At 32.6% G+C, this 26,803-nt stretch carries 31 protein-coding genes; 13 read left to right on the forward strand and 18 right to left on the reverse strand.

The window, feature by feature from the left end; all coding sequences use genetic code 11:
* Window positions 1–28 precede the first annotated feature (28 nt).
* Window positions 29–556: an adenine phosphoribosyltransferase gene (locus tag SAR11G3_RS06430; RefSeq protein WP_013695998.1), complete on the forward strand. Its 528-nt coding sequence runs from the start codon at window positions 29–31 to the stop codon at window positions 554–556.
* Here SAR11G3_RS06430 and SAR11G3_RS06435 read toward each other — a convergent pair.
* Window positions 553–1,452, reverse strand: coding sequence for a DMT family transporter (locus SAR11G3_RS06435; protein WP_013695999.1), 900 nt, complete (start codon window positions 1,450–1,452; stop codon window positions 553–555). The two genes, SAR11G3_RS06430 and SAR11G3_RS06435, sit on opposite strands and share 4 nt — an antisense overlap.
* Window positions 1,453–1,519: 67 nt before the next feature.
* Between SAR11G3_RS06435 and SAR11G3_RS06440 the strand changes: the two genes are divergently transcribed.
* From SAR11G3_RS06440 to SAR11G3_RS06450, 3 genes are all read left to right on the forward strand, one after another.
* Window positions 1,520–1,978 carry a c-type cytochrome gene (locus tag SAR11G3_RS06440; RefSeq protein ID WP_237697288.1) on the forward strand — a complete coding sequence of 153 codons (459 nt, stop codon included), beginning with the start codon at window positions 1,520–1,522 and terminating at the stop codon, window positions 1,976–1,978.
* Between the two features lie 74 nt (window positions 1,979–2,052).
* Window positions 2,053–2,427, forward strand: coding sequence for a DUF4396 domain-containing protein (locus tag SAR11G3_RS06445; RefSeq protein WP_041862546.1), 375 nt, complete (start codon window positions 2,053–2,055; stop codon window positions 2,425–2,427).
* A gap of 52 nt (window positions 2,428–2,479) precedes the next feature.
* The gene (locus SAR11G3_RS06450; protein ID WP_013696002.1) at window positions 2,480–2,947 is read left to right on the forward strand and encodes a thermonuclease family protein; all 468 of its coding nucleotides are present in this window, start codon (window positions 2,480–2,482) and stop codon (window positions 2,945–2,947) included.
* Here SAR11G3_RS06450 and SAR11G3_RS06455 read toward each other — a convergent pair.
* The 16 genes from SAR11G3_RS06455 to SAR11G3_RS06530 all read right to left on the reverse strand — a co-directional run bounded on the left by SAR11G3_RS06455 (window position 2,940) and on the right by SAR11G3_RS06530 (window position 19,017).
* A complete protein-coding gene (locus SAR11G3_RS06455) occupies window positions 2,940–3,776 on the reverse strand; it encodes an ABC transporter permease (protein ID WP_013696003.1) in 837 nt (278 codons plus the stop codon). The two genes, SAR11G3_RS06450 and SAR11G3_RS06455, sit on opposite strands and share 8 nt — an antisense overlap.
* 4 nt (window positions 3,777–3,780) lie before the next feature.
* Complete coding sequence (gene proX, locus SAR11G3_RS06460) at window positions 3,781–4,734, reverse strand: glycine betaine/L-proline ABC transporter substrate-binding protein ProX (RefSeq protein ID WP_013696004.1); 954 nt, start codon at window positions 4,732–4,734, stop codon at window positions 3,781–3,783.
* 244 nt (window positions 4,735–4,978) lie between these two features.
* Window positions 4,979–5,137 (reverse strand): DUF2798 domain-containing protein, encoded by a 159-nt coding sequence (locus tag SAR11G3_RS07200; RefSeq protein WP_158304713.1) that lies wholly within the window; start codon window positions 5,135–5,137, stop codon window positions 4,979–4,981.
* Window positions 5,138–5,295: 158 nt separating this feature from the next.
* Window positions 5,296–6,081: a metal ABC transporter permease gene (locus SAR11G3_RS06470; RefSeq protein WP_013696006.1), complete on the reverse strand. Its 786-nt coding sequence runs from the start codon at window positions 6,079–6,081 to the stop codon at window positions 5,296–5,298.
* 6 nt (window positions 6,082–6,087) lie between these two features.
* On the reverse strand, window positions 6,088–6,846 hold the full coding sequence (locus SAR11G3_RS06475) for an ATP-binding cassette domain-containing protein (RefSeq protein ID WP_013696007.1): 759 nt from the start codon (window positions 6,844–6,846) through the stop codon (window positions 6,088–6,090).
* A gap of 47 nt (window positions 6,847–6,893) precedes the next feature.
* Window positions 6,894–8,054 (reverse strand): metal ABC transporter solute-binding protein, Zn/Mn family, encoded by a 1,161-nt coding sequence (locus SAR11G3_RS06480; RefSeq protein WP_013696008.1) that lies wholly within the window; start codon window positions 8,052–8,054, stop codon window positions 6,894–6,896.
* A gap of 18 nt (window positions 8,055–8,072) precedes the next feature.
* Window positions 8,073–8,438: a Fur family transcriptional regulator gene (locus SAR11G3_RS06485; protein ID WP_013696009.1), complete on the reverse strand. Its 366-nt coding sequence runs from the start codon at window positions 8,436–8,438 to the stop codon at window positions 8,073–8,075.
* Between the two features lie 73 nt (window positions 8,439–8,511).
* Window positions 8,512–9,576: a PQQ-dependent sugar dehydrogenase gene (locus SAR11G3_RS06490; RefSeq protein WP_013696010.1), complete on the reverse strand. Its 1,065-nt coding sequence runs from the start codon at window positions 9,574–9,576 to the stop codon at window positions 8,512–8,514.
* A 61-nt stretch (window positions 9,577–9,637) separates the two neighbouring features.
* Window positions 9,638–11,803 carry a catalase/peroxidase HPI gene (gene katG / locus SAR11G3_RS06495; RefSeq protein ID WP_013696011.1) on the reverse strand — a complete coding sequence of 722 codons (2,166 nt, stop codon included), beginning with the start codon at window positions 11,801–11,803 and terminating at the stop codon, window positions 9,638–9,640.
* Between the two features lie 85 nt (window positions 11,804–11,888).
* Window positions 11,889–12,962 (reverse strand): ABC transporter ATP-binding protein, encoded by a 1,074-nt coding sequence (locus SAR11G3_RS06500; protein WP_013696012.1) that lies wholly within the window; start codon window positions 12,960–12,962, stop codon window positions 11,889–11,891.
* Window positions 12,963–13,020: 58 nt separating this feature from the next.
* Window positions 13,021–14,655, reverse strand: a complete 1,635-nt coding sequence (locus SAR11G3_RS06505; RefSeq protein WP_013696013.1) for an ABC transporter permease — start codon at window positions 14,653–14,655, stop codon at window positions 13,021–13,023.
* On the reverse strand, window positions 14,606–14,956 hold the full coding sequence (locus tag SAR11G3_RS07295) for a hypothetical protein (protein ID WP_041862415.1): 351 nt from the start codon (window positions 14,954–14,956) through the stop codon (window positions 14,606–14,608). The genes SAR11G3_RS06505 and SAR11G3_RS07295 overlap by 50 nt, the downstream gene beginning before the upstream one ends.
* Window positions 14,957–15,092: 136 nt before the next feature.
* Complete coding sequence (locus tag SAR11G3_RS06515; RefSeq protein ID WP_013696016.1) at window positions 15,093–16,109, reverse strand: Fe(3+) ABC transporter substrate-binding protein; 1,017 nt, start codon at window positions 16,107–16,109, stop codon at window positions 15,093–15,095.
* Between the two features lie 116 nt (window positions 16,110–16,225).
* Window positions 16,226–17,722: a cryptochrome/photolyase family protein gene (locus SAR11G3_RS06520; protein ID WP_041862416.1), complete on the reverse strand. Its 1,497-nt coding sequence runs from the start codon at window positions 17,720–17,722 to the stop codon at window positions 16,226–16,228.
* Window positions 17,723–17,744: 22 nt separating this feature from the next.
* Window positions 17,745–18,128: a phosphate-starvation-inducible PsiE family protein gene (locus tag SAR11G3_RS06525; RefSeq protein WP_013696018.1), complete on the reverse strand. Its 384-nt coding sequence runs from the start codon at window positions 18,126–18,128 to the stop codon at window positions 17,745–17,747.
* Window positions 18,129–18,171: 43 nt separating this feature from the next.
* On the reverse strand, window positions 18,172–19,017 hold the full coding sequence (locus tag SAR11G3_RS06530) for a DMT family transporter (RefSeq protein ID WP_013696019.1): 846 nt from the start codon (window positions 19,015–19,017) through the stop codon (window positions 18,172–18,174).
* 29 nt (window positions 19,018–19,046) lie between these two features.
* Between SAR11G3_RS06530 and SAR11G3_RS07205 the strand changes: the two genes are divergently transcribed.
* The 8 genes from SAR11G3_RS07205 (at window position 19,047) to SAR11G3_RS06565 (ending at window position 25,067) form a co-directional block, all read left to right on the forward strand.
* Window positions 19,047–19,193: an NAD(P)-binding domain-containing protein gene (locus SAR11G3_RS07205; protein WP_013696020.1), complete on the forward strand. Its 147-nt coding sequence runs from the start codon at window positions 19,047–19,049 to the stop codon at window positions 19,191–19,193.
* Window positions 19,194–19,336: 143 nt separating this feature from the next.
* Window positions 19,337–19,819: a pyrroline-5-carboxylate reductase dimerization domain-containing protein gene (locus SAR11G3_RS07045; RefSeq protein ID WP_013696021.1), complete on the forward strand. Its 483-nt coding sequence runs from the start codon at window positions 19,337–19,339 to the stop codon at window positions 19,817–19,819.
* Window positions 19,812–20,321, forward strand: a complete 510-nt coding sequence (gloA, locus tag SAR11G3_RS06540; RefSeq protein WP_013696022.1) for a lactoylglutathione lyase — start codon at window positions 19,812–19,814, stop codon at window positions 20,319–20,321. Before SAR11G3_RS07045 ends, gloA (SAR11G3_RS06540) begins: the two co-directional genes overlap by 8 nt.
* A 48-nt stretch (window positions 20,322–20,369) precedes the next feature.
* Complete coding sequence (locus SAR11G3_RS06545; RefSeq protein ID WP_013696023.1) at window positions 20,370–20,690, forward strand: c-type cytochrome; 321 nt, start codon at window positions 20,370–20,372, stop codon at window positions 20,688–20,690.
* Window positions 20,691–20,789: 99 nt separating this feature from the next.
* Window positions 20,790–21,344, forward strand: coding sequence for a lactoylglutathione lyase (gene gloA / locus SAR11G3_RS06550; RefSeq protein ID WP_013696024.1), 555 nt, complete (start codon window positions 20,790–20,792; stop codon window positions 21,342–21,344).
* A 174-nt stretch (window positions 21,345–21,518) separates the two neighbouring features.
* The gene (locus tag SAR11G3_RS06555; protein WP_013696025.1) at window positions 21,519–22,064 is read left to right on the forward strand and encodes a twin-arginine translocation signal domain-containing protein; all 546 of its coding nucleotides are present in this window, start codon (window positions 21,519–21,521) and stop codon (window positions 22,062–22,064) included.
* 9 nt (window positions 22,065–22,073) lie between these two features.
* Window positions 22,074–23,639 (forward strand): GMC family oxidoreductase, encoded by a 1,566-nt coding sequence (locus SAR11G3_RS06560; protein ID WP_013696026.1) that lies wholly within the window; start codon window positions 22,074–22,076, stop codon window positions 23,637–23,639.
* A gap of 225 nt (window positions 23,640–23,864) precedes the next feature.
* Window positions 23,865–25,067 (forward strand): rhodanese-like domain-containing protein, encoded by a 1,203-nt coding sequence (locus SAR11G3_RS06565; protein ID WP_148225703.1) that lies wholly within the window; start codon window positions 23,865–23,867, stop codon window positions 25,065–25,067.
* Here SAR11G3_RS06565 and pdxH read toward each other — a convergent pair.
* A complete protein-coding gene (gene pdxH / locus SAR11G3_RS06570) occupies window positions 25,064–25,681 on the reverse strand; it encodes a pyridoxamine 5'-phosphate oxidase (RefSeq protein WP_013696028.1) in 618 nt (205 codons plus the stop codon). The genes SAR11G3_RS06565 and pdxH overlap by 4 nt on opposite strands.
* Before the next feature lie 32 nt (window positions 25,682–25,713).
* Here pdxH and aroC point away from each other — a divergent pair, with 32 nt between their 5' ends.
* Complete coding sequence (aroC, locus tag SAR11G3_RS06575; protein ID WP_013696029.1) at window positions 25,714–26,796, forward strand: chorismate synthase; 1,083 nt, start codon at window positions 25,714–25,716, stop codon at window positions 26,794–26,796.
* Window positions 26,797–26,803 lie beyond the last annotated feature (7 nt).

Genomic DNA, 26,803 nt, shown 5'->3' on the forward strand with positions numbered 1-26,803 from the left:
CTTGAATAATATAGTAATAATTTAAAATATGAATTTAAAAAAATATATCAGATCTATTCCTAACTATCCTAAAAAAGGAATTTTATTTAGAGACATAACTACCTTGCTCGAAGACCCCAAGGCATTTAGCTATGTTATTAAAAAAATGCACGCCATTTCAAAAAAAATACCTCATACTAAAATTGCCGCTATTGAAGCAAGAGGGTTTGTGTTTGCCGCAACTCTTGCTTATCTAAACAAAAAACCTTTAGTTTTATTAAGAAAAAAAAACAAATTACCAGGAGCTACTATCTCTCAAAAATTCAAACTTGAATATGGAACAGGTATTATCGAAGTTCATAAAAATTCTCTCAACAAAAATGATAAAGTGATTATTGTAGATGACTTAATTGCAACTGGGGGTACCGCACTTGCTTCCGCAAAAATAGTAGAAAAATGCAAAGCTAAAGTATCTGCTTTTTTATTTTTAATTGATTTATTTGATTTGCCAGGAAATAACAAATTGCTTGCTCGGGGCTATAAGACGTTTAAATTAATTGATTTTCCAGGTCACTAATTAATAATTCCAATTTTTTTCTGTCGGTAAATAATAAACAGACCACTTGCTATCACAATAGAAGCTCCTGCTATCATATGGTACGAGGGAATTTCTTGAAAAAATAAATATCCAAATAACAAACCCCAGATAATCACGGTATATCTAAAAGTGGAGGTGGAAGAGATGGACGCAATCTTAACCGTAGCAACAGAACAAATATAAGCACAGGAAAGTAGAATAGCTGAAATTAAAATCAAGATTAATTCATTTAAAAGAATAGGCTTTAAATGAAACAGCATATAAATTCCGTAGCAAATACACACTACAAAACAAGTGACAAAAGCAATTTGAATACTATCAAACTTATCTTGGAAGGTTCTGGTGTACGTGTCTCTATAAGTAATTAAAATCGCTGCTATGAGTGGAAAAGCAAAGGCATAGCCAAATTCTAATTCTCCTGGGTTCACTACAACCAGTACTCCCACAAATCCTAAAATGACAGCACTCCATCTTCTCCAGCCTACTACTTCTTTTAATAAAATAGCACCTGATGCTGTGATTAAAATTGGTGCTAGATTCAACAATACATACAAATCTGCAAAAGGTAGGGATGCTAGACCAAGAAAAAAAAATATTCCACAAACAGCTTCTATCAGCCCTCTAGTAAGAAGATGTTTTGATGTAAGCATTCTTTTTAACTCTAATTGTTTTTTTACAAACAAAATCAAGCCAATAAACAACGTTGCAAATACTCCACGAATAAAAACTATCTGACCTAAAAAAGAGATATCATTATTATGAATTAAAAGAACATATTTAACAAAACCATCGTTGGCAGCAAAAAAAAATTGGGACAAGATCATAAATATAATCCCTTGTGTTTCTAAAGATTGTTTTTTGAATTGCTTCAGCATATTTCTGCTTATATGCTCAAATTAAATAAAAGCTATATTCATAATTCATATTCAATTTCCTCTTAAAATGAGTATAGTCAATCTTTCTATGAAGAAAGTTCTGCTCACTATATTACTTGTAATGCTTTTCCAAAATAACTCTCCAGCTAATCATCATTTTCCTATTTCCAGAGATTCTAAGGCAGCAGTAGAACAAGGAAAATTTCTATACAATCAGAATTGTGCTTCTTGCCATCAAGTTAACTTGTCAGGTGCTAAAGGTTGGAATATGAAATTAGATGAAGATGGTCAGCGACTAGCTCCTCCTTTAAATGGAACTGCACACACTTGGCATCACCCAGATTCTATGCTGCACAATGTAATTAAATATGGGTATACTAAAACAATTAAAGATTACAAAGGTAAGATGCTAGGCTTTGGAGATAAGCTAACAGATCAAAATATTGATCATATTCTTGCTTATATAAAATCTACTTGGAATGACGAAATATACCAACGTCAAATGCAAATAAGCTCTCCAAACTAATAAATATGGATACCACCAACACTTCCTTTCATTGGGGCTGCAAACATACTTGGAAAAGAAGCGCTAACAATACCATGTGGTGCGTGATTGGTTGTTCGATTGGAGATTTTGGAACTATTTTATTTTTTCAACTAAGCCAAATTTCTTTTCCTACTTTAGGTATTATGATTTTAGCTATTATAAACGGTTTGCTGACTAGCATCATGCTAGAGACTTATATTTTAATAAGGCAGAAATTTTCTTTTTCTAGAGCTTTAAAAACTGCTTGTGGGATGAGTTTTATTTCTATGGTTAGTATGGAAATTGCCATGAATATAACCGACTATGCTTTCACCGGAGGCGCAATGCTCGTTTGGTGGGTTGTGCCGATTATGTTATTGGTTGGGTTTGTAACTCCTTGGCCTTATAATTATTGGAGACTAAAAAAATTCAATCAAGCTTGTCACTAACCTGTTATTTTAGTGTTGAACTTTACTTTTAATTAAATTGTTTTGACAAATTATGACTTTTTGTAAATTTCTTTTTTTAAGTATCTTGCTATTTACTAGTAGCGCCTTTTCTCAAGAAAAAGTTTATGTAGTTGATGGGGATACTATTCATATTGGTTTTAACAAGTATCGCTTCTCAGGAATAGATACGCCTGAAATGAAACAAATCTGCAGTAAAGATAATAAAACTATTATGTGTGGTGTGTTAGCCAAAAATGCCTTAATCAAAAAAATTAATAACCGTCATGTTGTTTGCAAAAAAGAAACGATTGATCGATATAAAAGAATTGTTGCTGAATGTTTTGTAAATAACGAAAGCTTATCTAAATATTTGGTTCGAAATGGATATGCATTTGCCTACCGTAAGTATTCTAAAAAATTTATCGAAGACGAGCGCTATGCACAAGAAAACAAGCTAGGCTTGTGGTCCATGACTTTTGAATATCCTTGGGAATACCGAAGAAAATTAAGATCTAAATAAATTTTTGAGAAATACGGTCAAAAATAATAGCAATCAAAACAATTCCTATTCCACCAACGAGAGCCTGACCAATATCCAATCTTCCTAAACCTACATAAACTGTAAGTCCTAAACCACCTGCTCCAATCAAAGCTGCAATCACTGCCATAGATAAAGATAACATAAGGGTTTGATTTACCCCTGCCATAATAGTTTTTAGCGCTAACGGTAGTTCAATTTTGTAAAGTACTTGCCACTTATTACAGCCTAAGGCTCTTGCTGCATCTTTAAATCTTTTTTCTACCTGTCTTAATCCTAAATTAGTCAGACGGATCACAGGTGCAATCGAGAAAATAATAATAGCAATTACTCCTGGAGTAATTCCAATTCCAAATAACATCACCACAGGAATTAAATAAACAAAACTAGGTATAGTCTGCATCACATCCAAGATCGGCCTTAATATTTTTTCAAATAAATTACTTCTAGATGCGGCAATACCAATAGGAATTCCAATCACAGAACAAAATAAAACAGCTGTAATAATCATGGCCATGGTTGTCATGGTTTCTTCCCAGACATCAACTAGATCAATAAAAATTAAACTGCAAAAAGTAAAAATGGAAAATTTAATTCCATTGGTTCTAAAAGCAAAATAAGCAAAGAAAAAAATAACGATAGGTAAAGGAACTAAATTAAAAAAATAATCCAAACTATTTAAAACACTATCGATGGGAACAGATAACTTCTTAAAGAGTGGTCGTTGATCAAACAACCACTCTTTGAAGTATTTTTCTACCCATTCCGATAATGGAATGTAAGCGTACGTCGATGGATTAAAAATGTTCAATTAACTATTTTGCAGCTGCAATCCAGCTATCAAATGTTTTTTGATTTATTTTAACCCATGCTTTGGCATGATCTTTTACTTGTCTCTCACTTTTTTCACCTTTATTCATCTGCATATTTTGTGCTGCGATATCAGTTAAAGGAATAGACGCTACTTTTAATAGCTTTTCCACTTTTGGATTTTTTTTCAAAAATGCCACGTTTGCAGCTGGACGAATATCATCCGCACCAAAACCTAAATTAATAGAAGGTTTTGTTGCATTAGCCACTTCTGTAACTTTTGTTTTTGAGTAAGGAACTTCAATCCAAACTACATCCGTACCAAGTTTAAATGCACCAACAGTCCAGTTAGGAGTCCAAGTATAAAATAGAACTGATTTTCCATTTTTATATCTCGCTAAAGCATCAGCCATCGAAGCAGAGTATTCTGCTTGAATAGGATTGATGAATTCTCCCAATTTAAGTTCTGCAAAATGCTTCGTAATTTGCTTTTCACATCCCCATCCTGGAGGACACGCAACCATATCTGCTTTGCCATCATTGTTGGCATCAAATTGTTTTGCATGTTTCTTAATATCTAGAACGCTTTTGATGTTAAGACGGTCAGCCGTTTTTTTGTCTACCAAATATCCTTGAAGACCACCCTTTTTCATAACATAGCCAACTTTTTTAACTTTTCCCTTAGTTTCAGCTAGATACGTATCGTGGGTTCCAAACCATCCATTGACCCACAAGTCTAAATCCCCTTGGGCAGCTGCCACATAAAAGATAGAGGGCTTGATAGCCTTTGGTTCTGTAACTTTATAACCTAGCTCTTCTAAGGCCATTTTATAAACTTCAGCCTGGAAATATCCTGTATCCCAGTTAGCCTTAGCCATCTTAACTTCCTTATTGTCTTGGCCAGAACATGCTGCCAAAACAAACAAAGACAGATAAATTATTGATTTTAGTGTTTTCACTGTATTCCTTCCATTGAATATTGATTGATTTTGTTAGGTTTTAACATGCATGTCATGTCAATGTAACCGTGATTCAACTAAAAGGTGTAATATAATTATTTTTTTACTTAGTTTTTAAATTATTTATTGCTCACAAGTTATAATATTGTTCAATTAAACGCTTAAATAGATTTTTTAAACTTATTTTATTTTAATTTTTTTGAGTTTATCTAGAGATAATATGAGAAAAACAACGATTCAGTAGTTATTTAAAAATAATCTTATCTACTATTTTTTTGGCCAATGGTGCCACTATAGAACCTGCTACGATCGCTACCGGAAAACTAAATTTCCAAGCAGAGAGAAATCTACCAATATAACCATTGTTAATTCCCGTATTGATCGCAGTAATTACTAAGGTCATAACCATACTTAATCCAAAAGCTAAGACTAAGGTATACCAAATTTGATAGTATTTTTTAGGAAGCCTTATTTTATAAATGTAAATCTGGGTTTAATAATTGTTTCGCTGCATGTTTTTAATCTTTCTAATAACAATATTTAAAACTACTTTAAAAGTCATCATTTTTTTAATCTAAATAAGGAAAGTATAAAAAATAACAACGATGTAGTGATTATTGAAGGACCGGAGGGAGTATTTATCTCAAGTGATGCATAGAGACCTATTAAGACTGACAACAATCCAAATATTATTGATATTATAACCATTTGCTTAGGACTGTTTGAAAGATTTCTTGCAGCTGCAGCAGGAATAATCATCATGCCAGTTATCAATAACAAACCTACCATTTTAATTGAAATTGCAATTATGGCTGCCATTAATATTGTAAATAAAATATTATATTTTTCAGGGCTTAATCCTTCAGCTTCTGCTATTTCATAATTAACAGTAGATGCAAATAAAGGTTTCCAAATTAATGATAAAATTAGAATTATTACTGCACCACCTATCCATATAATAAGTAAATCACTCAATGTTACTGAAAGTATATCACCAAACAATAACCCCATAATATCAAATCTTATAAAAGATAGAAAACCTAGAACAACCAATCCAATCGCTAAAGACGAATGAGCCAAAAGTCCCAACAAAGCATCTCCGGCTAAATTGGTATTTTTTTGCAACCTTATTAGGATTATTGCAACTATAGATGAAACAATAAACACAGATAAGGAAATATTTATGTCGAAAGAAATTGAAAAAGTAACACCCAATAAAGCTGCATGGGAAAGGGTATCTCCAAAAAAAGACAATCGCCTCCAAATAACAAAGCAACCCAAGGGCCCTGTAACAAGCGCTATCCCAACACCTGCAATTAAAGCCCTTATAAAAAAATCATCAATCATTAAGGGTTATAGTTTTTTTTTTAACAATACCCCATCCGAAGAATGGGCATGGTCATGTCGGTGTTCGTAAACAGATAATATTTTTGAAGCCTGTTCACCAAATAATTCTTGATAATTTTTATTTTGGGCAACGTCATTGGGTGTTCCAGAACAGCAAATATGGCCATTAAGACAAACTACGTAATCCGTAGCAGACATAACCACATGTAAGTCATGAGAAATTAAAAGTATTCCACATTGCAACCTATCAGATATCTTTTTGATAACTTCATACAAAGCAACTTCACCTGCAAAGTCTACTCCCTGAACTGGCTCATCTAAAATTAATAAGTCAGGTTTTTTACCAATTGCTCGAGCTAACAATACTCGTTGAAATTCTCCACCAGAAAGACTTCTTAAATTTCTATTCTTAAGATGTGTTACTTCGGTTAATTTTAAAGCTTGATCAATATCTTCATCAGTCAATTCTTGTGTAAGGATCATAAAATCTTTTACCCGAATGGGCAAAGTCCAATCGATATTAATCTTTTGGGGTACATAGCCAATATTCTTTGCAAATGACGTGACCTCACCTTCTATGTTTTTGTGAATTCCTAATACGATTTTAGCTGTTGTAGTTTTTCCTGATCCATTTGGACCTATCAAAGTTAATATCTTGCCTCTGTGAATTTCAAAACTAACATCCCTTACTAGCCACTTGTTATCTTTACAAATTCCAGCTTTAACTAATTTTATAAGAATTTTTTTATTATTAAAATCCGTCATATAAGAATCTTTTTTATTTATTAGTTAACAATCTTTTTATTTACTAGTTAACAATTTTTAAAAGAAAGAGCGATATTTTTAATAAGCTGAAAATACAAATCTTTAGAGGCATTAAGTTTAGCTCCCAATGGATCTAAAACTGCAATTTTCACACCTGTATCTTTCGCAATAGCTTTAGCAATGCTAGGATTAAACTGAGGTTCTGAAAATAAACATTTTACTTTTTCATGCTTAATTTCTTTTCTTATTTCAGTTAGCTGTTTAGCTCCTGGCAAAACCTCAGGATTTACAGTTAAAGCGCCCACAGCATCAATATTAAATCTTTTTTCAAAATATTGGTAAGCATCATGAAATACTACAAAAGCCGCATCTTTGTTTATTTCTTTTTTAATTTCTTTCATTATTTTATTAATTTTAAAAGATACTTTTTTTGCATTACTTTCATAAATTAATTTATTTTTTGGATCAATTTTTGATAACTCTTTCGCAATTTCCATAGACATAGTCTTTGCATTTTCAGGGTCTAACCAAATATGAATGTCAAATTCTCCATGAGCATGTTCTTTATGACCTTTGTGATCGTCATGTTCTTTATGACCTTTGTGATCGTCATGTTCTTTATGACCTTTGTGATCGTCATGTTCTTTATGACCTTTGTGATCGTCATGTTCTTTATGACCTTTGTGATCGTCATGTTCTTTATGACCTTTGTGATCGTCATGTTCTTTATGACCTTTGTGATCGTCATGTTCTTTATGACCTTTGTGATCGTCATGTTCTTTATGACCTTTGTGATCGTCATGTTCTTTATGACCTTTGTGATCGTCATGTTTTTCAACGAAAATATTTTTTTCTCTAAATTTCAATTTTTTGATACTATTTATTTCCATTAAAGATATTTTTTTCGATTTTTTAGCAATTGAACTTAGTGGTTTTACTAAAAAATTTTCCAAATCTTTATCTATCCAAAAAATTATATCTGCATTTTGTAATAATTTTGCATGTGAGGGTTTAAGCTGAAAAGTGTGTGGGGAAGCATTACCATCAACTATTAAGCTGGGCTCTCCCACTCCATCCATTACTGAAGCTACAAGTGAATGAATTGGTTTAATTGAAGCTACTACGTTTATCTTTGCTTGTATTGATGAAGAAAACGTAAGTATTGAAAAGACTATCGCTGCAAATTTTAATTTATTATTATTTTTCATTTTTCCTTTTTCCTTTTTTTAGTTACAGTTTGAACAGATTGTTGAGACTTCGACTTGAAATTTTTTAAAATCAAATTTTTTAATATTATATTTTTTAAGAAAATTATTGAATAAACTAGATTCTAGCTCTTCAGTATCACCACATTTTTTACAAATAGCTATAGATGGATTATGTTCTATTGCGTGAGAATGATTGCATAATAAAAAAGTTTTATTTTGATTAGATTTGTGTATCTCACCTTTATCCATCAATTCATTCAAAGCCCTATACACAGTCATTGGCTGAACTATTTTCTTTTTTTTAAACAATTCCAAGATTGCATAAGCTGTTAGAGGTTGATTTGATTTTTTTATAATATTAAAGACTATTTCAGTATTATTCATTAGTTATGTTATAACATAACATATTTAAAAGTAAAGAGTTTATTTTAAATTAATTCAAATTATAAATTTTTTTTTATTTTTTACTTAAAGACCATAAGAAACCCTGGTCTGTTAACATTAAGACTTTTCCACTTAAGTCTATTTTTATATCTCTAATTCTTCCAATTTTTTTCTTTAAAATTATAGTTTGGTTAAGAAGCTCATTTTTATTAAATTCTAGTTTGCGCAGAGATTGTTCCTTTAAGGATGCAACTAAAGCATGACCATTCCATTCTGGAAATTCTTTACCTTTGTAAATTAAACAAGCAGATGTAGCAATTGAAGGAACGTAGTATGTGATTGGTTTATCAAAGCCTGGTAACCATTTGGGTCCTCCTGCAAGTCCAGAGTATTTAGTGCCTCCCCAATATAAAGTGTCCCAACCATAATTACCTGCAAAATTCACTTTGCCAAACCAATCCCCTCCTCTAGCTCCATGATTGGTCATGTAAACCTCATTATCTATAGGAGATAAAGCCATTCCTTGAACATTTCTAATTCCAATTTGATAAATCTCAGGTAACCAATTTGGCTTTCCTTTAAATTTGGGATTATCTTTTGGAATGGTTCCATCTAAATAAACACGAATAATACTACCAGGATGCTTACTGGAATCTTGAGCAATACTATCTCCTCCACGCTCTCCTGCGGATATATAAAGATGCTCACCTTTAATCACTAATCTAGAACCAAAATGATAGCCGCTATTAATGGGAGGATTAGCTTGAAAAATATTTATAAAGTTTAATTTTTCTTTATTAAATTTTGCTTTAGCAGCTGAAGTGCTTGATGCTCCAGATCCTCTATCCTCTGAATAAGAAACATAAACATACCCCTGATAATACAAAACATCGAGGAGACCTCCTTGACCATCTTCTAAAATATTTAAATTATGTTTAATGTTTTTTCTAGTATTGTTGGCTTTGTCAAACAAAACTAAATTTCCAGACTTTTCTGTAATAAGATAAGTCTGCTCTTCAACTATAGTTAGGGACCATGGTGAATTTAGTTGGTCTAATAATTTAGTAAGTTTAACTTCTGAAAATGATGAACTTGAAAAGAAAAGAAAAAAAACAAAGGATAATAAGCACTTTTTCATAAGTGTCTTAAGCTAGAAGTGCCAAATTCAATAACGAACATGGCACTTACTATAAAAATAATTAGTTAAGTTTTGGTAGGTCTGCATTCATGACCTTTGTCCAAACTGCAACAAAGTCTTTTACAAATTTTTCTTTATTATCATCTTGAGCATATACTTCTGCATAGGATCTAAGTATTGAATTAGAACCAAGTACCAAATCAGCTCTTGATGCAGTGTATTTAATTTTTTTTGTTTTACGATCAATGATGTCGTAAGAGTTTTTGCCAGTTGGATTCCATGAATATTTCATATCAACTAAGTTAACAAAAAAATCATTTGTCAAAGTGCCTATTTTATTTGTTAGCACACCTTTATTTTTTGCTGAGGCATGATTTGTTCCTAAAACTCGCATACCTCCTACAAGACAAGTCATTTCTTTTGCTGTTAATCCCATTAAAGATGCTCGCTCTAATAACAATTCCTCTGGCATTACAGAATAGTCTGCTTTTACGAAATTCCTAAAACCATCATGGTAGGGTTCAAGCCATTTAAAACTTTTTTCTTCGGTTTGTTCTTGAGTAGAATCGCCTCTTCCAGGTCTGAATGGAACTTTAGTTTTGGACCCCGCTTTTTTAATAGCTTTTTCCAGACCAACATTACCACCAAGAATAATTGTATCAGCAACACTTGATCCTGTTTTTTTAGCAATTTTTTCAAGAACTTTTAAAACTTTGGAAAGTTTTTTTGGTTCGTTACCTTTCCAATTTTTCATTGGTGTTAGACGAATTCTTGCGCCATTAGCTCCACCTCTTTTATCTGTTCTTCGGTAAGTTCTTGCACTATCCCAAGCCGTAGTAATTAGGTCACTTGCACTTAGACTGCTACCTGCTATCATTTTCTTAACTTTTTCTACACTGTATTTCTTTTTCGTAGTAGAAACATTTCCTTGCCAAAGCAAATCTTCTTTTGGAGCCCATGGACCAATATAGTTTTGCTTATTTCCCATTGTTCTATGGGTTAATTTAAACCAAGCTCGTGCAAAAGAATCCTCAAAAAACTTTGGATCTTTATAAAATTTTTCAGAAATTTTTCTATATTCAGGATCCATTGCCATTGCCATGTCGGCGTCTGTAAACATTAGCCTAGCCTTTTTTGTAGGGTCAGCTAGATCAACAGGTTTTTTTTCATCTTCAAGATCGATTGGCTCCCATTGCCATGCTCCTGCAGGACTTTTTTTACTTTCCCACTGATAATTTAATAAAAGATCTAAATACTGATGATCCCATTTGTCAGGGTTGGTTGTCCAAGCACCTTCGAGTCCTGACGTTACTTGGTTCGCACCAGTACCATTTTTTTGGTTCCACCCAAATCCTTGCTCATGAATTTCTGCAGCTGCTGGTTCTGGACCTAAATTAGAAGGGTCCCCATTACCATGGGCTCTTCCGATTGAATGACCTCCTACCGTAAGCGCGGCTGTCTCTACATCATTCATTCCCATACGACCAAAAGTTTCACGGACATCCATTGCAGTTCTTACTGGATCTGGCTTACCTTCAACTCCTTGAGGATTAACATAAACTAATTGAAAGTGAGATGCTGCCAGTGGAGCTTCTAATGAAGAACGATCTTCTGGATCACTATATCTATTCACAGCCAACGGTTCAGTTTCTGAACCCCAGTATACATCTTTTTCTGGTTCCCAAATATCTTCTCTACCGAATGAAAAACCAAAAGTTTTAAACCCAGCCTGCTCATAAGCCATCGTGCCAGCTAAGCACATTAAATCTGACCAGCTTAATTTATTTCCATATTTTTTTTTAATAGGCCAAAGAAGACGTCTTGCTTTATCTAAATTGGTATTATCAGGCCAAGAGTCTTGTGGAGAAAATCTATGCGATCCTACATTGGGCCTTCCATCAAATTCTCTATAAGTTCCAACTTGGTGCCAAGTTAGCCTAACCATTAAGCCGTTGTAATTTCCTAAATCTGCCGGCCACCACTCCTGACTGTCAGTCATTAATTTAAGTAAATCTTTTTTTAAAGTTTTAAAATTTAATTTCTTAACTTCTTTTCTGTAATTTAATTCTGGAAGAGGATTAGTTTTTGTATCGTGCTGATGTAAAATATCTAGATTGATACTATTCGGCCAAAGTCTAGAAGTATTTGATTCACCTGCTTTAGTAATTCCTCCGTGCATGATTGGACATTTTCCTGCGGAATTAGACTTTACGATTTCATTACTCATATTATTTTGACTCCTTTAAAAAAATTTATTAAATTTTAAAACTTCTATACAAATATTACAATTTGTTTTTTTTTAATAGCGATAATTAGAAGCAGACCAGATGATCAATAAAAATTGGTTTTTTGATACCAAACTTTTCATTTTCTTGATGTAGATGTTCGTGATGGGAATGTACGAAAACTGGTAATAAATTATTTGAACCTGTTTTTAAGGTATAAACAAAATTTGTACCCCTAAATTTTTTATCCACAACCTCAAGTTTTAAATCACTTTCGTCATCATGGATTAGGTCTTCTGGCTGTATTAGAAGCTCAACCTGCTCGTTAAGAGGATAATCTTTTGAAAACTCTCCCTGAATCTCTCCAAGCTCTTCATTGAAAAGCTTATTTTTTCCTATAACTTTTGCAGAAATTAAAACACCCCTATTAAAAAAATCAACTACTTCTTTGGAATTTGGCTTATGATGTATGTTATATGGTTTATCAAACTGGACCATTTTTTTATCAAGTAAGATTCCACAATAATCAGCAAGATAAAAAGCTTCATACTTATCGTGTGTAACTATTATAGAAGTCATCCCTGCTTCTTTTAGAATTTCCTTTAAATTGATTTGCACTTTTTCTGTTAAATTTTGGTCCAAATTTGCAAAAGGTTCATCCAGAAGTAAAAGATCTGGATTGTGAATAATTGATCTTACAACACACACTCTTTGGGCTTGGCCGGCACTAATCTCATGTGGATATTTTTTCTTTAAATTGCTTATAAAAAATAAATCCAATAATTCTTCCATACTAAATTTCAATGGTCCGTTCTTATTTTTTGAGCAAAACAAGGATCTTTGAATTCCAAATTTTATATTCTCCTCTACTGTGAAGTGAGGAAAAAGTGCATTTTCTTGAAAACTTAAAGAAACATTTCTTTCTTCGGGCTCAACAAAAATATTGTTATTATTTAAAATCTTCTCTTTTAAAATGATGGAGCCGCTTGGTATTTTAATCAATCCAGCAATAGCTCTAAGAACAGTTGTTTTTCCAATGCCAGAAGGACCCAATAAACAAATACAGTCGCCCTTTTTAGGAATTGAGAGGGAAATATTCTCCAAAACCAGACTGTCGCCAGCAAAAAAATCTACATTATTAATATCTAAATAATTTTTCATTACAGTGCTTTAAGTATTGAGAGTGATTATCAATGTCAATCAATAACACAAATTAAATTTAGAAACCCTTTAAAATGTGTTTTTTTGAAATCAAGATAAAAAAACTGGCAAAAAGTATTAAGAACAAGCTAGGTAAAGCTGTGTATTCCAACATGTCTTGAGAGGCAAAATTATAGGCTTGGGTAGCAAATGTTTCAAAATTATAGGGTCTTAAAATTAAGGTAATTGGCAATTCTTTAATAAGATCAATTGATAGCAACATACAAATTAAAATTAAGTTATTTTTTAGGAAAGGAATATGCACTTTTGCAAAAGTTCCAATTTTTGAATACCCCATTAAATAACTAGCATCGTCTAAAGAGTGATTTAATTTTTCATAACCACTTCTTATTCCATTAACTGCCAGTGAAAAAAATCTTATAAAGTAAGCAACAATCAAGCCGAAAATAGTTCCTATAATAAGTGTTTTAAAACCAAGAATAAAAAAATATTCTGATAAAAACTGATCTGCATAAGAAGAGAATGTTAAAATTGTAACTGAAAGAATAATACCGGGTATTGCATATCCTGATATTGAGAAGTTGGTTAGGGCTTTTAGATATTTGTTATCAGTTACGCGAATTCCATAATTTACAATAAAAGAAAGAAATATTAAAACCGAACAGGTAATTATAATAACGGTTATTGAATTATATGAGAGGCTAAAAAACATTCCTAGGTCAAAAGAATTGGGAAATTTAATTAACCAATAAATCATTTGCAAAAGAGGAAATATAAAAGAAAGAAAGAAAATTAGGAAACAAAAAATAAAAACAAAAAATGCTTTTTTTCCAACGAGTTTAGTTTTTTCAATCTTAGAAAAGCCTTTTGAGGGAATATTAAATCTAGATTTGCTTCTTGAAAGTCTTTCCAGAGAAAAAAATATTAGAATAAAAATAAGCAAATAAAAAGAAAGTATATTAGCTGTATTTAAATCTTCAAATGTAATCCAACTATCATAAATAGCAGTAGTAAGAGTTTCAACATTAAAAAACTCCACTGTTCCAAAATCAGAGATACATTCCATAGCAACAAGAGATAATCCAGCGACTATTCCTGGCTTGGCTGAAGGTAAAATAATTTTTTTAAAAATATTGTATGAGCTAAAGCCCATATTTCTTCCAGCATCAATCATATTTTGAGACTGGTATCCAAAAAGAGCTCTTGTTAATAAATATACATAGACAAATAGAGAAAAAGAAATTGAGAAAATGCTTCCTAACAGACTATCAATTCTTGGAATATAAATATTGTAATTTGCCTCTCCAAAAAAAAAAGTGAGCAAGGAAAAAAGAGTTCCATAATTCTCAAAAAAAGCTGTTAAGGAATATGCATAAATATACCCGGGCACTGCAAAAGATAAAATTACTGCCCAAGTAAAAAATTGTGAACCTGGAAAAGTGTAAAAGGAAACGAAATAGGCAATACCAACTCCAAAAACAAATGTTAAAAACAAAACGCCAACTAATAAAATAATGGTATTAAAAATATACTTGAATAAAAAAGTTTCACTCAAAAGAGCCAAATAACTAGACGTTTCACCAAAAAAACTTGAAAATATTACAAAAATTGGGATAGCTACTAATAACGAAATACAGATTGAACTAATTAACCATAAATTTATATTTTTCAAAGCTGAGAATATTTTTTGCATTTTTTTGTACTTTATCTTCTTTTTCCAAATAGTTTAGAATAAAATTAATCAATTCTTCTTTATTTTTATTTAAATATAAAAGATCCGTATATGTTAATGGTTTGATTTTAATATTTGTAGAGTTGTTACAGAAATATAAAAAAGAATGACCGTTGTAATTAAAACTTTTTTTCATACTCAGTAGAAATAATTGAATTTTTAACGTTTTTGATCTTATTAAATTCATTTTTTGAGCTACTGATTGAACACTGACATGTTCTTCTTTTGCTTTTGTATACTTTGAAATGAATCCAATTAGCAAAACTGTCGATACATAAATAAATTAGGTTTAGTATTTTTTTCATTTTTATCTTAATTTTTTGGAGACTTGTCAAATAACAGTTTCTCGGGGGAGAAAAAATATTTAGAACAAGCCTCCATATAAATTAACTTAATTATTACCAACCAGCTTTTTTCATTAACGTTAAGGCTTTCTTTTGGTTGCTATAATAAGTCGTCACTTTAGTTTTGTTATCTTGTTTAAAAGATGTACCAAACTGAGCGATTAATTTATTCGGTTCTACTCCTGCAATCATTGGATATTCAAAAGAATTATTAACAATGTGTTCTTGTGCCTCTTTTGTTAATAAAAATTCTAAAAATTTAATTGCATTTTCTTTGTTAGGTGCATACTTGGCAACTCCACCTCCACTAATATTCATATGAGTTCCCCTGTTAGATTGGTTAGGAAACACAGGACGAACTTTTTTGGCAGCAGCTTGTTGCTCAGGACCTTTTTTTCCTGATAGCATCAAAGCAATGTAGTATGAATTAGCTACAGCTAAATCAGCCTCACCTGCTGCGACAGCCAGAATTTGCGCTCTATCATTTCCTTTTGGTTTACGAGCCATATTAGATACCAAGCCCTTTGCCCATTTTGAAGTTTTTGAAACCCCGTTATTAGCAACTAAAGAAGAAACTAAAGATTGGTTATAAACATTGCTTGATTTTCTAATCACCACTCTTTTCTTGAACATTGGATTAGCCAAATCTTCATAATTTAAATTTTTGGCAACTTCAGGCGAAAAAGTTTCTGGATTAAAATAAATTAATCTTGCTCTTTTGGCGATTCCGTACCAATGAGCTGATCTAAAATTAGATGGAATTTTAGAATTTAAAGTCTCTGATTTGATTTTTTGAAAAATTCCTTTTTTTGTAGCAGAACCTAGCGCACCTGCATCAACCGTAATTACAACATCAGCTTTTGAGGATTTTCCTTCTGACAAAAGTCTTTTTTCTAAGACTTTGTACTTTGCTTTGATCACATTAACCTTGATACCTGTTTTGTTGGTAAATTTTTTATACAACTCCACATCTGAACTATAGTGCCTAGAGGTAAATAAATTAACCTCAGCAGCAAAAGAGGAGCAAATTGTTGAAAGAACAAAAAGTCCTGTAAATATTATTTTTTTCATTTTTTTTCCTGTTTTATTGATTTAATATTTTAATATTGATAATGATTATCATTGTCAAGTTAATTGATAACGATTCTTATCTAGGAAGTAAATGTAATTTTACGTTAAACTTTAGTTTAATTAGTATTTTGATGAATAAACTCATCTGCTTTAGAAAATATTCTTTTTTTTCTTACGCTATCCATTTTTTCTAAAAGTTTTGCCATCATGGCTAATCTGTAGTTTTTTAAAAAGAAATCCTTGTGGTCTTGAATAAACTTCCAATACAACCCATCCATCACCTCACACCACTCTCCTTTAGGATAGTCGCTCATTTTTAAAATATAGCTAGATCCGCAAATATAAGGCTTGGTTGCAAAGATACCTCCATCACTAAATAGCCCCATACCCATAACATTGGGTGCCATGACCCAGTCAGAAGAATCCACATACATTTCCATAAACCATTTGTATACTTGCACGGGTTGTATTCCTGATAAATTCATTAAATTACAAACAACCATCAATCGTTCTATGTGATGAGTATATCCAAACTGCAAACAGTTTTTAATAGCATGATCCAAAGGAACAATGCCCGTAGTTCCATCATACCAACTCTTGCTTAATTTTCTTTGATGATTAAAAAAATTAGTATTTAACAAACGCTTTTCGTAATTTTGATAAATTCCTCTCATAAATTCTCTCCAGCCAATTATTTGCCTGACATATCCCTCCAATGAGTTTAATGGAATTTTATTTGCTTTGGCAAAATCTAAAGTTTCCCTAATCAGGGTGGCAGGAGTAATTAGCCCTAAATTAATAATCGGACTTAACATGCTGTGAAATACAGTGTGTGACTTTACAGTCATCGAATCTTCATAATCGCCAAATAGTGCAAATTTCTCTTTTAAAAAATTAAGATATAATTTAATGGCATCTTTTCTGGTAGTGGGATGATTAAAAGAATCTAAGATACCAGGGTGTGAAGAAAAATTTTTCTCAATGAAAGGTTTTAATTTTTTTGTATGCTCAGACATCTTAAAAGATTGAACTTTAGGTATGGTTATAACTTTGGGTAATTTTTTTCTATTTTCTTCGTCAAATGACCACTTACCCCCTACTGGTTTATTTTTATCTTGGATGAGCACATTCATTTTTGTTCTTTGCAATTTATAAAAAGTTGCCATGAACGGCTTCTTATTGCTTTGTAAATAATCTGTGAAATCTTTTCTAGTTGTAACAAACATAGGTGATTTAATGGTTTGGTACGAAACTTTATTTTTTAAAAAAAAAGAATGTAATCTCTGTTCTAAAAACTTATCTTCTACTTCAAAGCTAACCATTTCTTTAATAGAATTTTTTTTAATAAATTCTAATAGTTTGGTTTCATAGCTTTTTTTAAATAAAGGGTGATTACAATCGTAATAAGTAACTTGGTACTTAGCGGCAGATAATTCCTCTGCATAAGAACGCATGGCAGATAAAAAAAGTAAAATTTTTTGTTTATGATGCTTTTCATAAGTGCAAAGGCCGTAATCCTCTGCCATAAAAAAATGGTGCTTTTTATAATCTTTAATATGTTCTTTGGGAAAAAGCTGGTTTCCTAATGACAAAAATCCTTTAGACGAGCTCATTATGTTAAAAATTCAAAAGAAATTAAAGATCGTTTTTATCTAGTTCAACCTTGATCATTTTACTTCTTCTAAGTCGTAAAATTAGAATAGCTATAGCCATAATCAAGATGGCACCGGATTCATAGATTAAAGAAACAGCCTCTAAGTCTTTTTTTTGCAAGATAATTAAACGAGCAATGGCTGTGATGGCAATAAAAAGAGGATATGTTAAACGAATTTTTTGAGCACCCCAGTAACTTGTCACCATTCCCAGAACTTCTAAATAGATAAATAAAAGCAATATATCAGCAAGATTAATCTCTTTAGTTACAACCATTTCTTTGATCTCAACCCCAAAAGCAACAACTGTTGCAATCATGATCAATACAGCACCTGTTAACTGAATATTTCTTAAAACTTTACCCATAAACATATCCTATACTGATTTGCCAAAATAAAAAAACTAAGTTTTATGATTTAAAACTTTTGAGAAGAATGGCTAAAAAAATCATACTTCCTCCTATTAAAACTCCCAATGGTGGAACTTCGTTAATAAATAAATAGGCCCAAACAGGACCGGCAATGGCTTCGGTGAATGCAAAAATACCCACTTTTGCTGCAGGAGTTTTTCTAGACCCAAGAGTTAAACAAATAAATCCTGGCGCATACTGCAAAGCTCCAAAAAAAAAGACTAATAGAAGATCGTGGGGAGTAATCGCAATGGTGTCGCTTAATAAAAATCCGGCTGTTAAAGCAAATACACCTGACAAGCCAACAGCAGGAACCATATCAATATGATTAAATTTTCTAATAAGAATAACTACCGCAGTAAAAGCAATTGGTATGATAAAGGCATACGTATTTCCAAGAGCTGTTCCCCCTGAAATATTAGTACCAATCATGACATACAAACCCGCTGCTGCCAAAATAATAGCAACTAAAGTAGAAAAATTAATTTTTTCTTTTAAAAAAAAATAGCCCATGATGGCAAGAAAAAAACTTTGAATACTGATAATAAAGACAACATTAGCAACAGTGGTATGCTTTAGAGCAAACATAAAAGCAGCACTTCCAGAAGCATAAAGAGCTGCGCAAACAATTCCAATTATTCCTAAGTTTCTAAATTTATTAACAAATTCAGATTTTTCTGTTGCAAAAATAAAAAGTAATACGGCTGGTGTAAAAAAAACAGATCTCCAAAAATAGATAGCCCACGGATCCGCCATTTCAAAAGATCGAAAAATAGTTCCTCCAGAGCTTAAAAACAATCCTCCCATTGCAATTAACAAAGGTCCTGGGATTTTATAAATAGACATTCTTTGGTTTTTGGTTAAAAATTACAATAATGAACATAGGATTTATAGGTACCGGTAAAATAACTACATCCGTTATACAGGGATTGTTTAGATCAAACATTAAACTTAAGCAAATTCTAATTTCTGAGCGTAATAAGAAGAATTCTTTGGCTTTATCTAAAAAATTTAAAAAGTAAAAGTCGTAAAAGACAATCAGGAAATTATTAAAAGATCATCTTGGGTCTTTATTGCAGTAGTTCCAGGTGTTGCTAAAAAAATATTAAAAGAACTCACCTTTAAAAAAAATCAGACAGTTGTTAGCTTTGTTTCTACTCTGAATATGACTTATTTAAAAAAAACACTTCGACCTGCAACAAGTATTATCAAAGCAGCTCCTTTGCCCACGATTGCAAGCAAGCTCGGTCCAATCGTATTATTTCCTAAGAATAAAAAAGTAACTAATTTTTTTAATCATCTAGGTATAGCGATTGTTGCTAATAACGAAAAAGAGAATAATCATTTATGGACCATGACCTCCACGATGGCGACTTATTTTGAATACTGCAATACTCTAGAAAATTGGTTAGTAAAAAGAAAGGTATCTTCTGCTAAAGCAAAAGATCTTGTTGCAAGCTTAATGTTTGGTCTTTCTCACTCTATGCTTTTATCTAAAAATAAAACTAAAGAGCTAGTTACCGACTATCAAACCAAAAAAGGAATTAACGAAGAACTTCTTAAACGATTAAAACAAGAAAAAATTTTTAGTTCAATTGATCTTAATTTGACTAAAATATTTGATCGTATTAAAAAAGCTAATGACTAATTTTAAAGATATTGAGGGTAATTGTCTAACACCAGACCAGGAAACGAGAGAGTTTGTACTTAACCATACTATGCTGCGAGTAAAGGATCCAAAAAAATCTTTAGATTTTTATACTAGAGTGATGGGAATGAGATTGGTACGTAAAAATGATTTTCCCGGAGGTAAATTTTCTTTATATTTTTTAGGAACCTTCAATAAAGAGGAGATAAAAACTATTCCGCAAAATAATGATGACATGAGAGGCTGGGCGCTATCGCAAAAATCTATTTTGGAATTAACTCATAATTGGGGGACTGAGAATGATTCTAACTTTACATACCATGATGGAAATCAGGAACCACGTGGCTTTGGGCATATTGCTTTTAAAGTTCCGGATGTGGCAAAAGCTTGTGAACGATTTGAACAACTGGGCGTTACCTTTCAAAAAAAACCAAGCGACGGCTCTATGAAAAGTATTGCTTTTATAAAAGATCCTGACGGCTACTGGATTGAAATTCTTTAAAGATATGAAATTGACTGTTAATTTAAATTTTGGTTAATTAGTTTAATAATGAAAAAAATAATATTTGTACTGATTTTAAATATCATCTTTGCATCATCGTCTTTTGCTGATGCTGCTAAAATGAATGCGGGTAAAGAAATTTTTACAGGTAAAGGAATGTGCGCAAGCTGCCATGTTTTAAAAGCAGCCGATTCTCTAGGACAGGTCGGACCAAACCTAGATGAGCTAAAACCAGATATAAAAAAAGTCCTCCTCTCTGTTACTAATGGAAAGGGAATAATGCCAGCATTTGGAAAATTAGGAATGTTGAATAAAACTGAAATTGATATTGTGTCATTTTACGTTGCAAGCAGTGCAGGTAAACAATAGTTTTTTTTTTACAAAGCTAACTCTTTTCTTTTTTAAAGAAGACAAGTTAAATAAAAACTTGACGAAAGTACTCTTTTTAAAATAGATTATGTACATTCTATGACTCACGCAGAAAAAGCAGAAGGGCTAGCAAATTCTATCGACAAAGAGACGGATGGTTATGTTTTTAACCACCTGATGCTTAGAATTAAAGATCCTAAAAGATCTTTAGATTTTTATTCAAAAATTATGGGCATGAGACTTGTAAAAAAACTTGATTTTCCTTCTATGAAATTTTCTCTTTATTTTTTAGGAAAATATAATGACAAAGAAATTAAAGAAATTCCAACAGATAGCTTCGAAAGAACCGTGTGGACCTTTAGAGAAAAAGGTTTACTTGAACTAACTCACAATTGGGGGGCCGAAAATGATGATTCTGTTAAATTTCATGATGGGAATACAGACCCAAAAGGCTTTGGTCACATAGCTTTTTCAGTTCCTGATGTACATGCTGCATGTAATCGTTTTGAAAAACATGGAGTTGAATTTGTAAAAAAAGCAGATGATGGATCTATGAAGCCACTTGCTTTTATTAAAGATCCGGATGGTTACTGGATCGAAATTATGGGTGCAGAGGATACCGCTAAAATTGCCAAAGAATTAGGTACTATTTAAGAATCATTCTTAAGTTCTACTAATGGGCGAATTATAAATCTTTTTTTTATATTAATTTTTTTAAATGAATTTTTAATTTTTTTAATTTTTTTTAATTTATTTTTTTTTCTTTTATTTTTTTTAATTTCAAGTTATGTTTTGTTTGATCAAATAACATAATAAAGGGGGAGAGTTATGAGAATCTTGGATAAAAAATCTGTATCTAGACGTTCTTTTTTAAAAGGAGGAGCAGCCACAGCACTTGGGCTTAGCATTGTTGGAAATTTAGTGTTAGGAAAAAGTTCTGCATGGGCGGCAACATTTAACAACATAGGCGGAGATAATGGAGCAACTCTTGTTCAAATGGCAAGGGATATATTTCCACATGATCACCTGGCAGATAAATATTATGCAAAGGTCATTGAAGGCTACAATACTGCAGCCAAAAAAGATGCAGGATTAAAAAAAATGATTCAATCTGAATTGAAAAAAATTAATGCTGCTTCTAAATCAAAATATGGAAGAGATTATAAAAATATTAACCGAGAACTTGAGCGAGTAAATATTTTAAAAGCTAATACTTCTTCACCTTTGTTTTCAAAATTGCGAGGTGACCTAGTAACGGGTTTGTATAATAATCAAGAAGTCTGGCCTAAGTTTGGTTATGAAGGAGCTTCTGCTGATAAGGGTGGTTACCTCAATAGAGGTTACAATGATATCAACTGGTTAGAGAAAGCATAGGAGAAATCAATGGCAAAATTTAATAAAAATGACGATAGTTTAGTAGTAATCATTGGATCGGGTGCTGGTGGTGGAACACTAGGATACGAACTAGCAAAAAAAGGAGTTAAGTCTGTAATCTTAGAAGCTGGTGCAAGACACGAGATTAAAGACTTTAGTAATGATGAGTGGGGAATGTTTGGTCAAATTTCTTGGCTAGATAAACGAAGCACATCTGGTGACTGGAGAGTAGCAACTGACTTTGGTGGTCTACCATCGTGGATTGTTAAAGCTGTTGGTGGCTCTACCGTTCACTGGGCTGGGGCATCATTACGTTTCCAAGATCATGAATGGAAAGCAAAATCTAATTATGGAAACGTTAAAGGCGCATCCTTATTAGACTGGCCAATTAATGGAAAAGAAATGGCTCCTTACTATGCAAAAGCAGAAAATGAAATGGGAACCACAGGTACCAACGGTATTGAAAGATTACCTGGTAACAATAATTATAAAGTCTTTGAAGCAGGAGCTAAAAAAATTGGATATAAACAAGTACATACTGGTAATATGTCCATTAACACCAAGCCAAGAGATGGAAGAATAGCGTGCCAACAAATTGGTTTTTGTTTCCAGGGATGTAAATCTGGGGCGAAATGGTCTACTCTTTATTCATCAATTCCAAAAGGAGAAAAGACTGGTAACTTAGAAGTAAGACCGAATAGTCATGTGTTACGAATTGAACATGACAAATCGGGTAAAGTTACTGGAGTTGTTTACAAAGATAAGGATGGAAATACCCAAGTGCAAAAAGCAAGAGTAGTTGCTGTTGCTGGTAACTCCATTGAGTCTCCTAGGATTCTTTTAAACTCTGAATCAAGTATGTTTAAAAACGGTCTAGGAAACTCTTCTGGTGAAGTGGGAAAAAACTATATGCGTCACATGACGGGTAGTGTTTATTCTATCTTTGAAAAACCAGTCTATATGTATCGTGGAACTACCATGGCAGGAATTGTTCAAGATGAATCTATTCATAACCCTAAGCGAGGTTTCGTGGGTGGCTATGAGTTAGAAACACTATCTCTTGGACTTCCGTTTATGGCAGCGTTCTTGGATCCGGGACAATGGGGAAGAGAATTTTCAGGCGCAATGGAAAAATATGATCACATGGCAGGATTATGGATTGTAGGTGAAGACATGCCTCAATCTTCAAATCGTGTGACCTTATCAGATCAAAAAGATCAGTACGGAATGCGAGCTCCAAATGTTCATTACAGTGATCATCCGAATGACATTGCAATGAGAAACCATGCATTCAAACAAGCGAGAAAAATGTACAATGCTGTTGGTGCAACGAGAGTTATCGAAACACCTCCATATCCATCTACGCACAACTTAGGTACCAACCGAATGAGTGCTAAAGCAAAAGATGGTGTTGTAAATAAACATGGCCAATCGTGGGATGTTAAAAATTTATTTGTATCCGATGGTAGTCAGTTTACAACAGGAGCAGCAGAAAATCCTACATTGACCATTGTAGCATTAGCAATCCGACAGGCGGATTACATTGCTAAACAAATGTCTTCGAAGGCAATCTAGTTTTTTTAAATTGCATTAAAAAGGGCCCCTTCACCGGGGCCTTTTTTATTTTAAGGATATAAAATTTCTTCTTACTGGACGTTATTAATTACGATCCTTAAAAATCATTGCATTCATTTTAGATCTTGGTAGTTAGTAAAGTGATTTGTCCGATCTATCTTTTATAAATTGCCCAGATGCAATCGCCATTTTAAAAAATAAAAAAATAATGTTGCGTTTATTGATGTGCGTAAACGTAAAACGTATGTACAGCAATTTGCATTTGGCGCTATTAATTGCCCTGTGAACCGATTTCGTTTCATTATTCAAGATTTAGTGCCAGATCCATCTACTTATCTTCTAATTATTGGAGCTTCAAAAAATGAAAGAATCAAAACCAGTTCTGTCTTAAAAAAGAAGAGTTTTACCAATTTTCATTACATTAGAGATGGCTACAAGGCGTGGTCGAAGGCCAAATTACCCATGTGGGCTGGTGAACATACTTTCTGTAAGGCTTTTGGGGAGTGGATAGAAGTCTCTGGGAATATTAATAATATATATCCAAAACAGCTAAAAGAGTTACATCAAAAAGATATGAGCTCTGTGGCTCAGATAGATGCTCGTCCTAAAGCAGAGTATGAAAAATTTACCCTTCCTTTTTCAAAGCAGTGTTCTGGAGGTGAACTGCCTGTGTATTTAAATGATAAAAAATATAAATCCCAAACGTTCGTTGTCCACTGTGCGGGAAGGACTAGAAGTATTATAGCCTACCAAACGTTGACGGATTTCAATTTTTCTAATAAAAAATATGTTTTAAATGGTGGTACCCAAAACTGGGAATTGAATGGTTTTCAAAGAGATTACAAACAAAAATCAAAAATTCACCAAAAAAAAATTGACTTAACTAGAGATAAAAAATTAGCTTCTAAAATTCAGAAAAAATTTCAACTACCTTCTATAAATCAAGCCGGGAGCATTCAAAATTGCTATTCTTTTATTATAGAATCAGAAATTAAAAAAAATACCACTCCACCTGTTTGGAAAAAAGTAAATGCAACAACTCTTATACAAAGTGGAGACAAGTTTATTGCAGCAACCAACACACCTATTTATATATTTTCTGAAATTGCTACTTCGGCAATTTTTACTGTACTGTGGTTGCGCCGATTAGGCTACCCAGCTATTTGGCACAAGAACCCTCCTAGAAAAAATTTAACTAGAACGTTTAATAAAAAAGATTTTAACGATCCTACTTATTTTTTTCCAAAACGTCATAAGGGAAATAAACAAGATGCCAAAGGATATTTAAATTGGGAGCATCAACTTATTCCTACCTTTACAAAGTGGGGTTGTCCTAATCCTTGGCTCAGTATTCGTTCTAAACAATTAAAAAAAGTTACCCATCCTTTGTCAAAAGTGTACGCAAAAACTGTTTTGAAAAAAAATTAAGGATATAAAATTTCTTGGTGCCAAGCGTTACCAATGTTAGAGTAACATAATCTTTGGTGCAGACGATTTTTCACATCCATCCAGAATTCTATTTTGTAAGGGCTAAGCAACCAACCAGACCAATATGATGGTCTTGGTACATTGTTTGGGTCAGGATATTTCTTTTTAAATTCTTCCACTTTTTTTTCAAACTCATCTCTGGTTTGCATCACTTCTGATTGGGTGGAAGCCCACGCTCCTATTCTACTCTCATAGGCTCTAGAATTGTAATATTCATCTGCTGTTTGATTGTCCACTAATGCAACAGAGCCTTGAATTCTCACTTGCCTTTGAAGAGATTTCCAATGAAAACACATAGAGGCTTTAGGATTAGCTTTTAAATCCTTACCTTTTTTGCTCTCTAAATTTGTGTAAAAAACAAAACCCTTTTCTGTTAAACCTTTAAGTAACACCATTCTGTTATCTGGCTGACCAGCGCTATCAACTGTTGCAACAGACAATGCGTTAGGGTCATTGATTTCAGACTTCTCTGCTTCTTTCATCCAAATCTTGAAGAGATTATATGGATTCTCTTCATTTAAAAAAGCTGGGTCTAATCCTAATTTTTCGTTCATAATTTAGTCAAATTAACTTATATAATACCTATATGTCATTTAATACATTTGGAAAAGTTTTTAGATTTACTACTTGGGGGGAATCTCACGGTCCTGCTATAGGCTGTGTAGTGGATGGTTGTCCTCCTAACATTGCTCTGTCTGAAAAGGATATACAGGGCGACTTAAATCGAAGAAAGCCAGGACAATCTAAATTTACTACCCAAAGAAAAGAACGTGATTTAGTTCAAATTTTATCGGGTGTCTTTGAAGGAAAAACAACAGGGACTCCTATATCTATGATTATTTACAATGAGGATATGAAATCTAAAGATTATGGAAATATTAAAAATAAATTTCGGCCTGGTCACGCCGATTACACTTATTTTAAAAAATACGGTATCCGTGATTACCGAGGTGGTGGAAGATCTTCTGCAAGAGAAACAGCCTCTCGTGTAGCAGCAGGTGCTATTGCTAAAAAAGTATTATCTCAGTTGTTAGGTAAAAAATTTGGAGTTATAGGCGCAGTAACCCAAATAGGTCCTGTCATGAGCAACCCTGATAATTGGGATGAAAAACAAATTCGAAAAAATCCTTTTTTTTCAGCTGATAAAGATATTGTAGAAGTTTATGAAGATTATTTGTTAGATATTCGAAAACAAGGAAGCTCTTGTGGTGCATTAATTGAACTTAGAGCAAAAGGTATTCCTGTTGGATTGGGCGCTCCTATTTATTCTAAATTAGATTCAGATATTGCGTCAGCCTTGATGAGTATCAATGCGGTAAAGGCTGTCAATATTGGAGCTGGAATGGATGCTGCTGGCTTAACCGGAGAAACTAACTCTGATGAAATTAGAAATAAAAATGGAAAAGTAAATTTTAAAACCAATAATGCCGGTGGAATTTTAGGCGGTATCTCTTCTGGACAAGATATTATCTGTTCTTTTTCTGTGAAACCAACTTCTTCTATCTTAAATACTAGAGAGACGATTGACAAATCTGGAAAAAATACAAAAATTTCCGTTCATGGTAGACATGATCCTTGTGTTGGTATTCGGGCAGTACCTATTGGAGAAGCTATGTTAGCATGTGTTTTACTAGATCATTTTCTTCTCAATCGTGGACAGTGCGGTTAGTCTGAAA

The organism is Candidatus Pelagibacter sp. IMCC9063 (assembly GCF_000195085.1).
Taxonomy (GTDB): Bacteria; Pseudomonadota; Alphaproteobacteria; order Pelagibacterales; family Pelagibacteraceae; genus IMCC9063.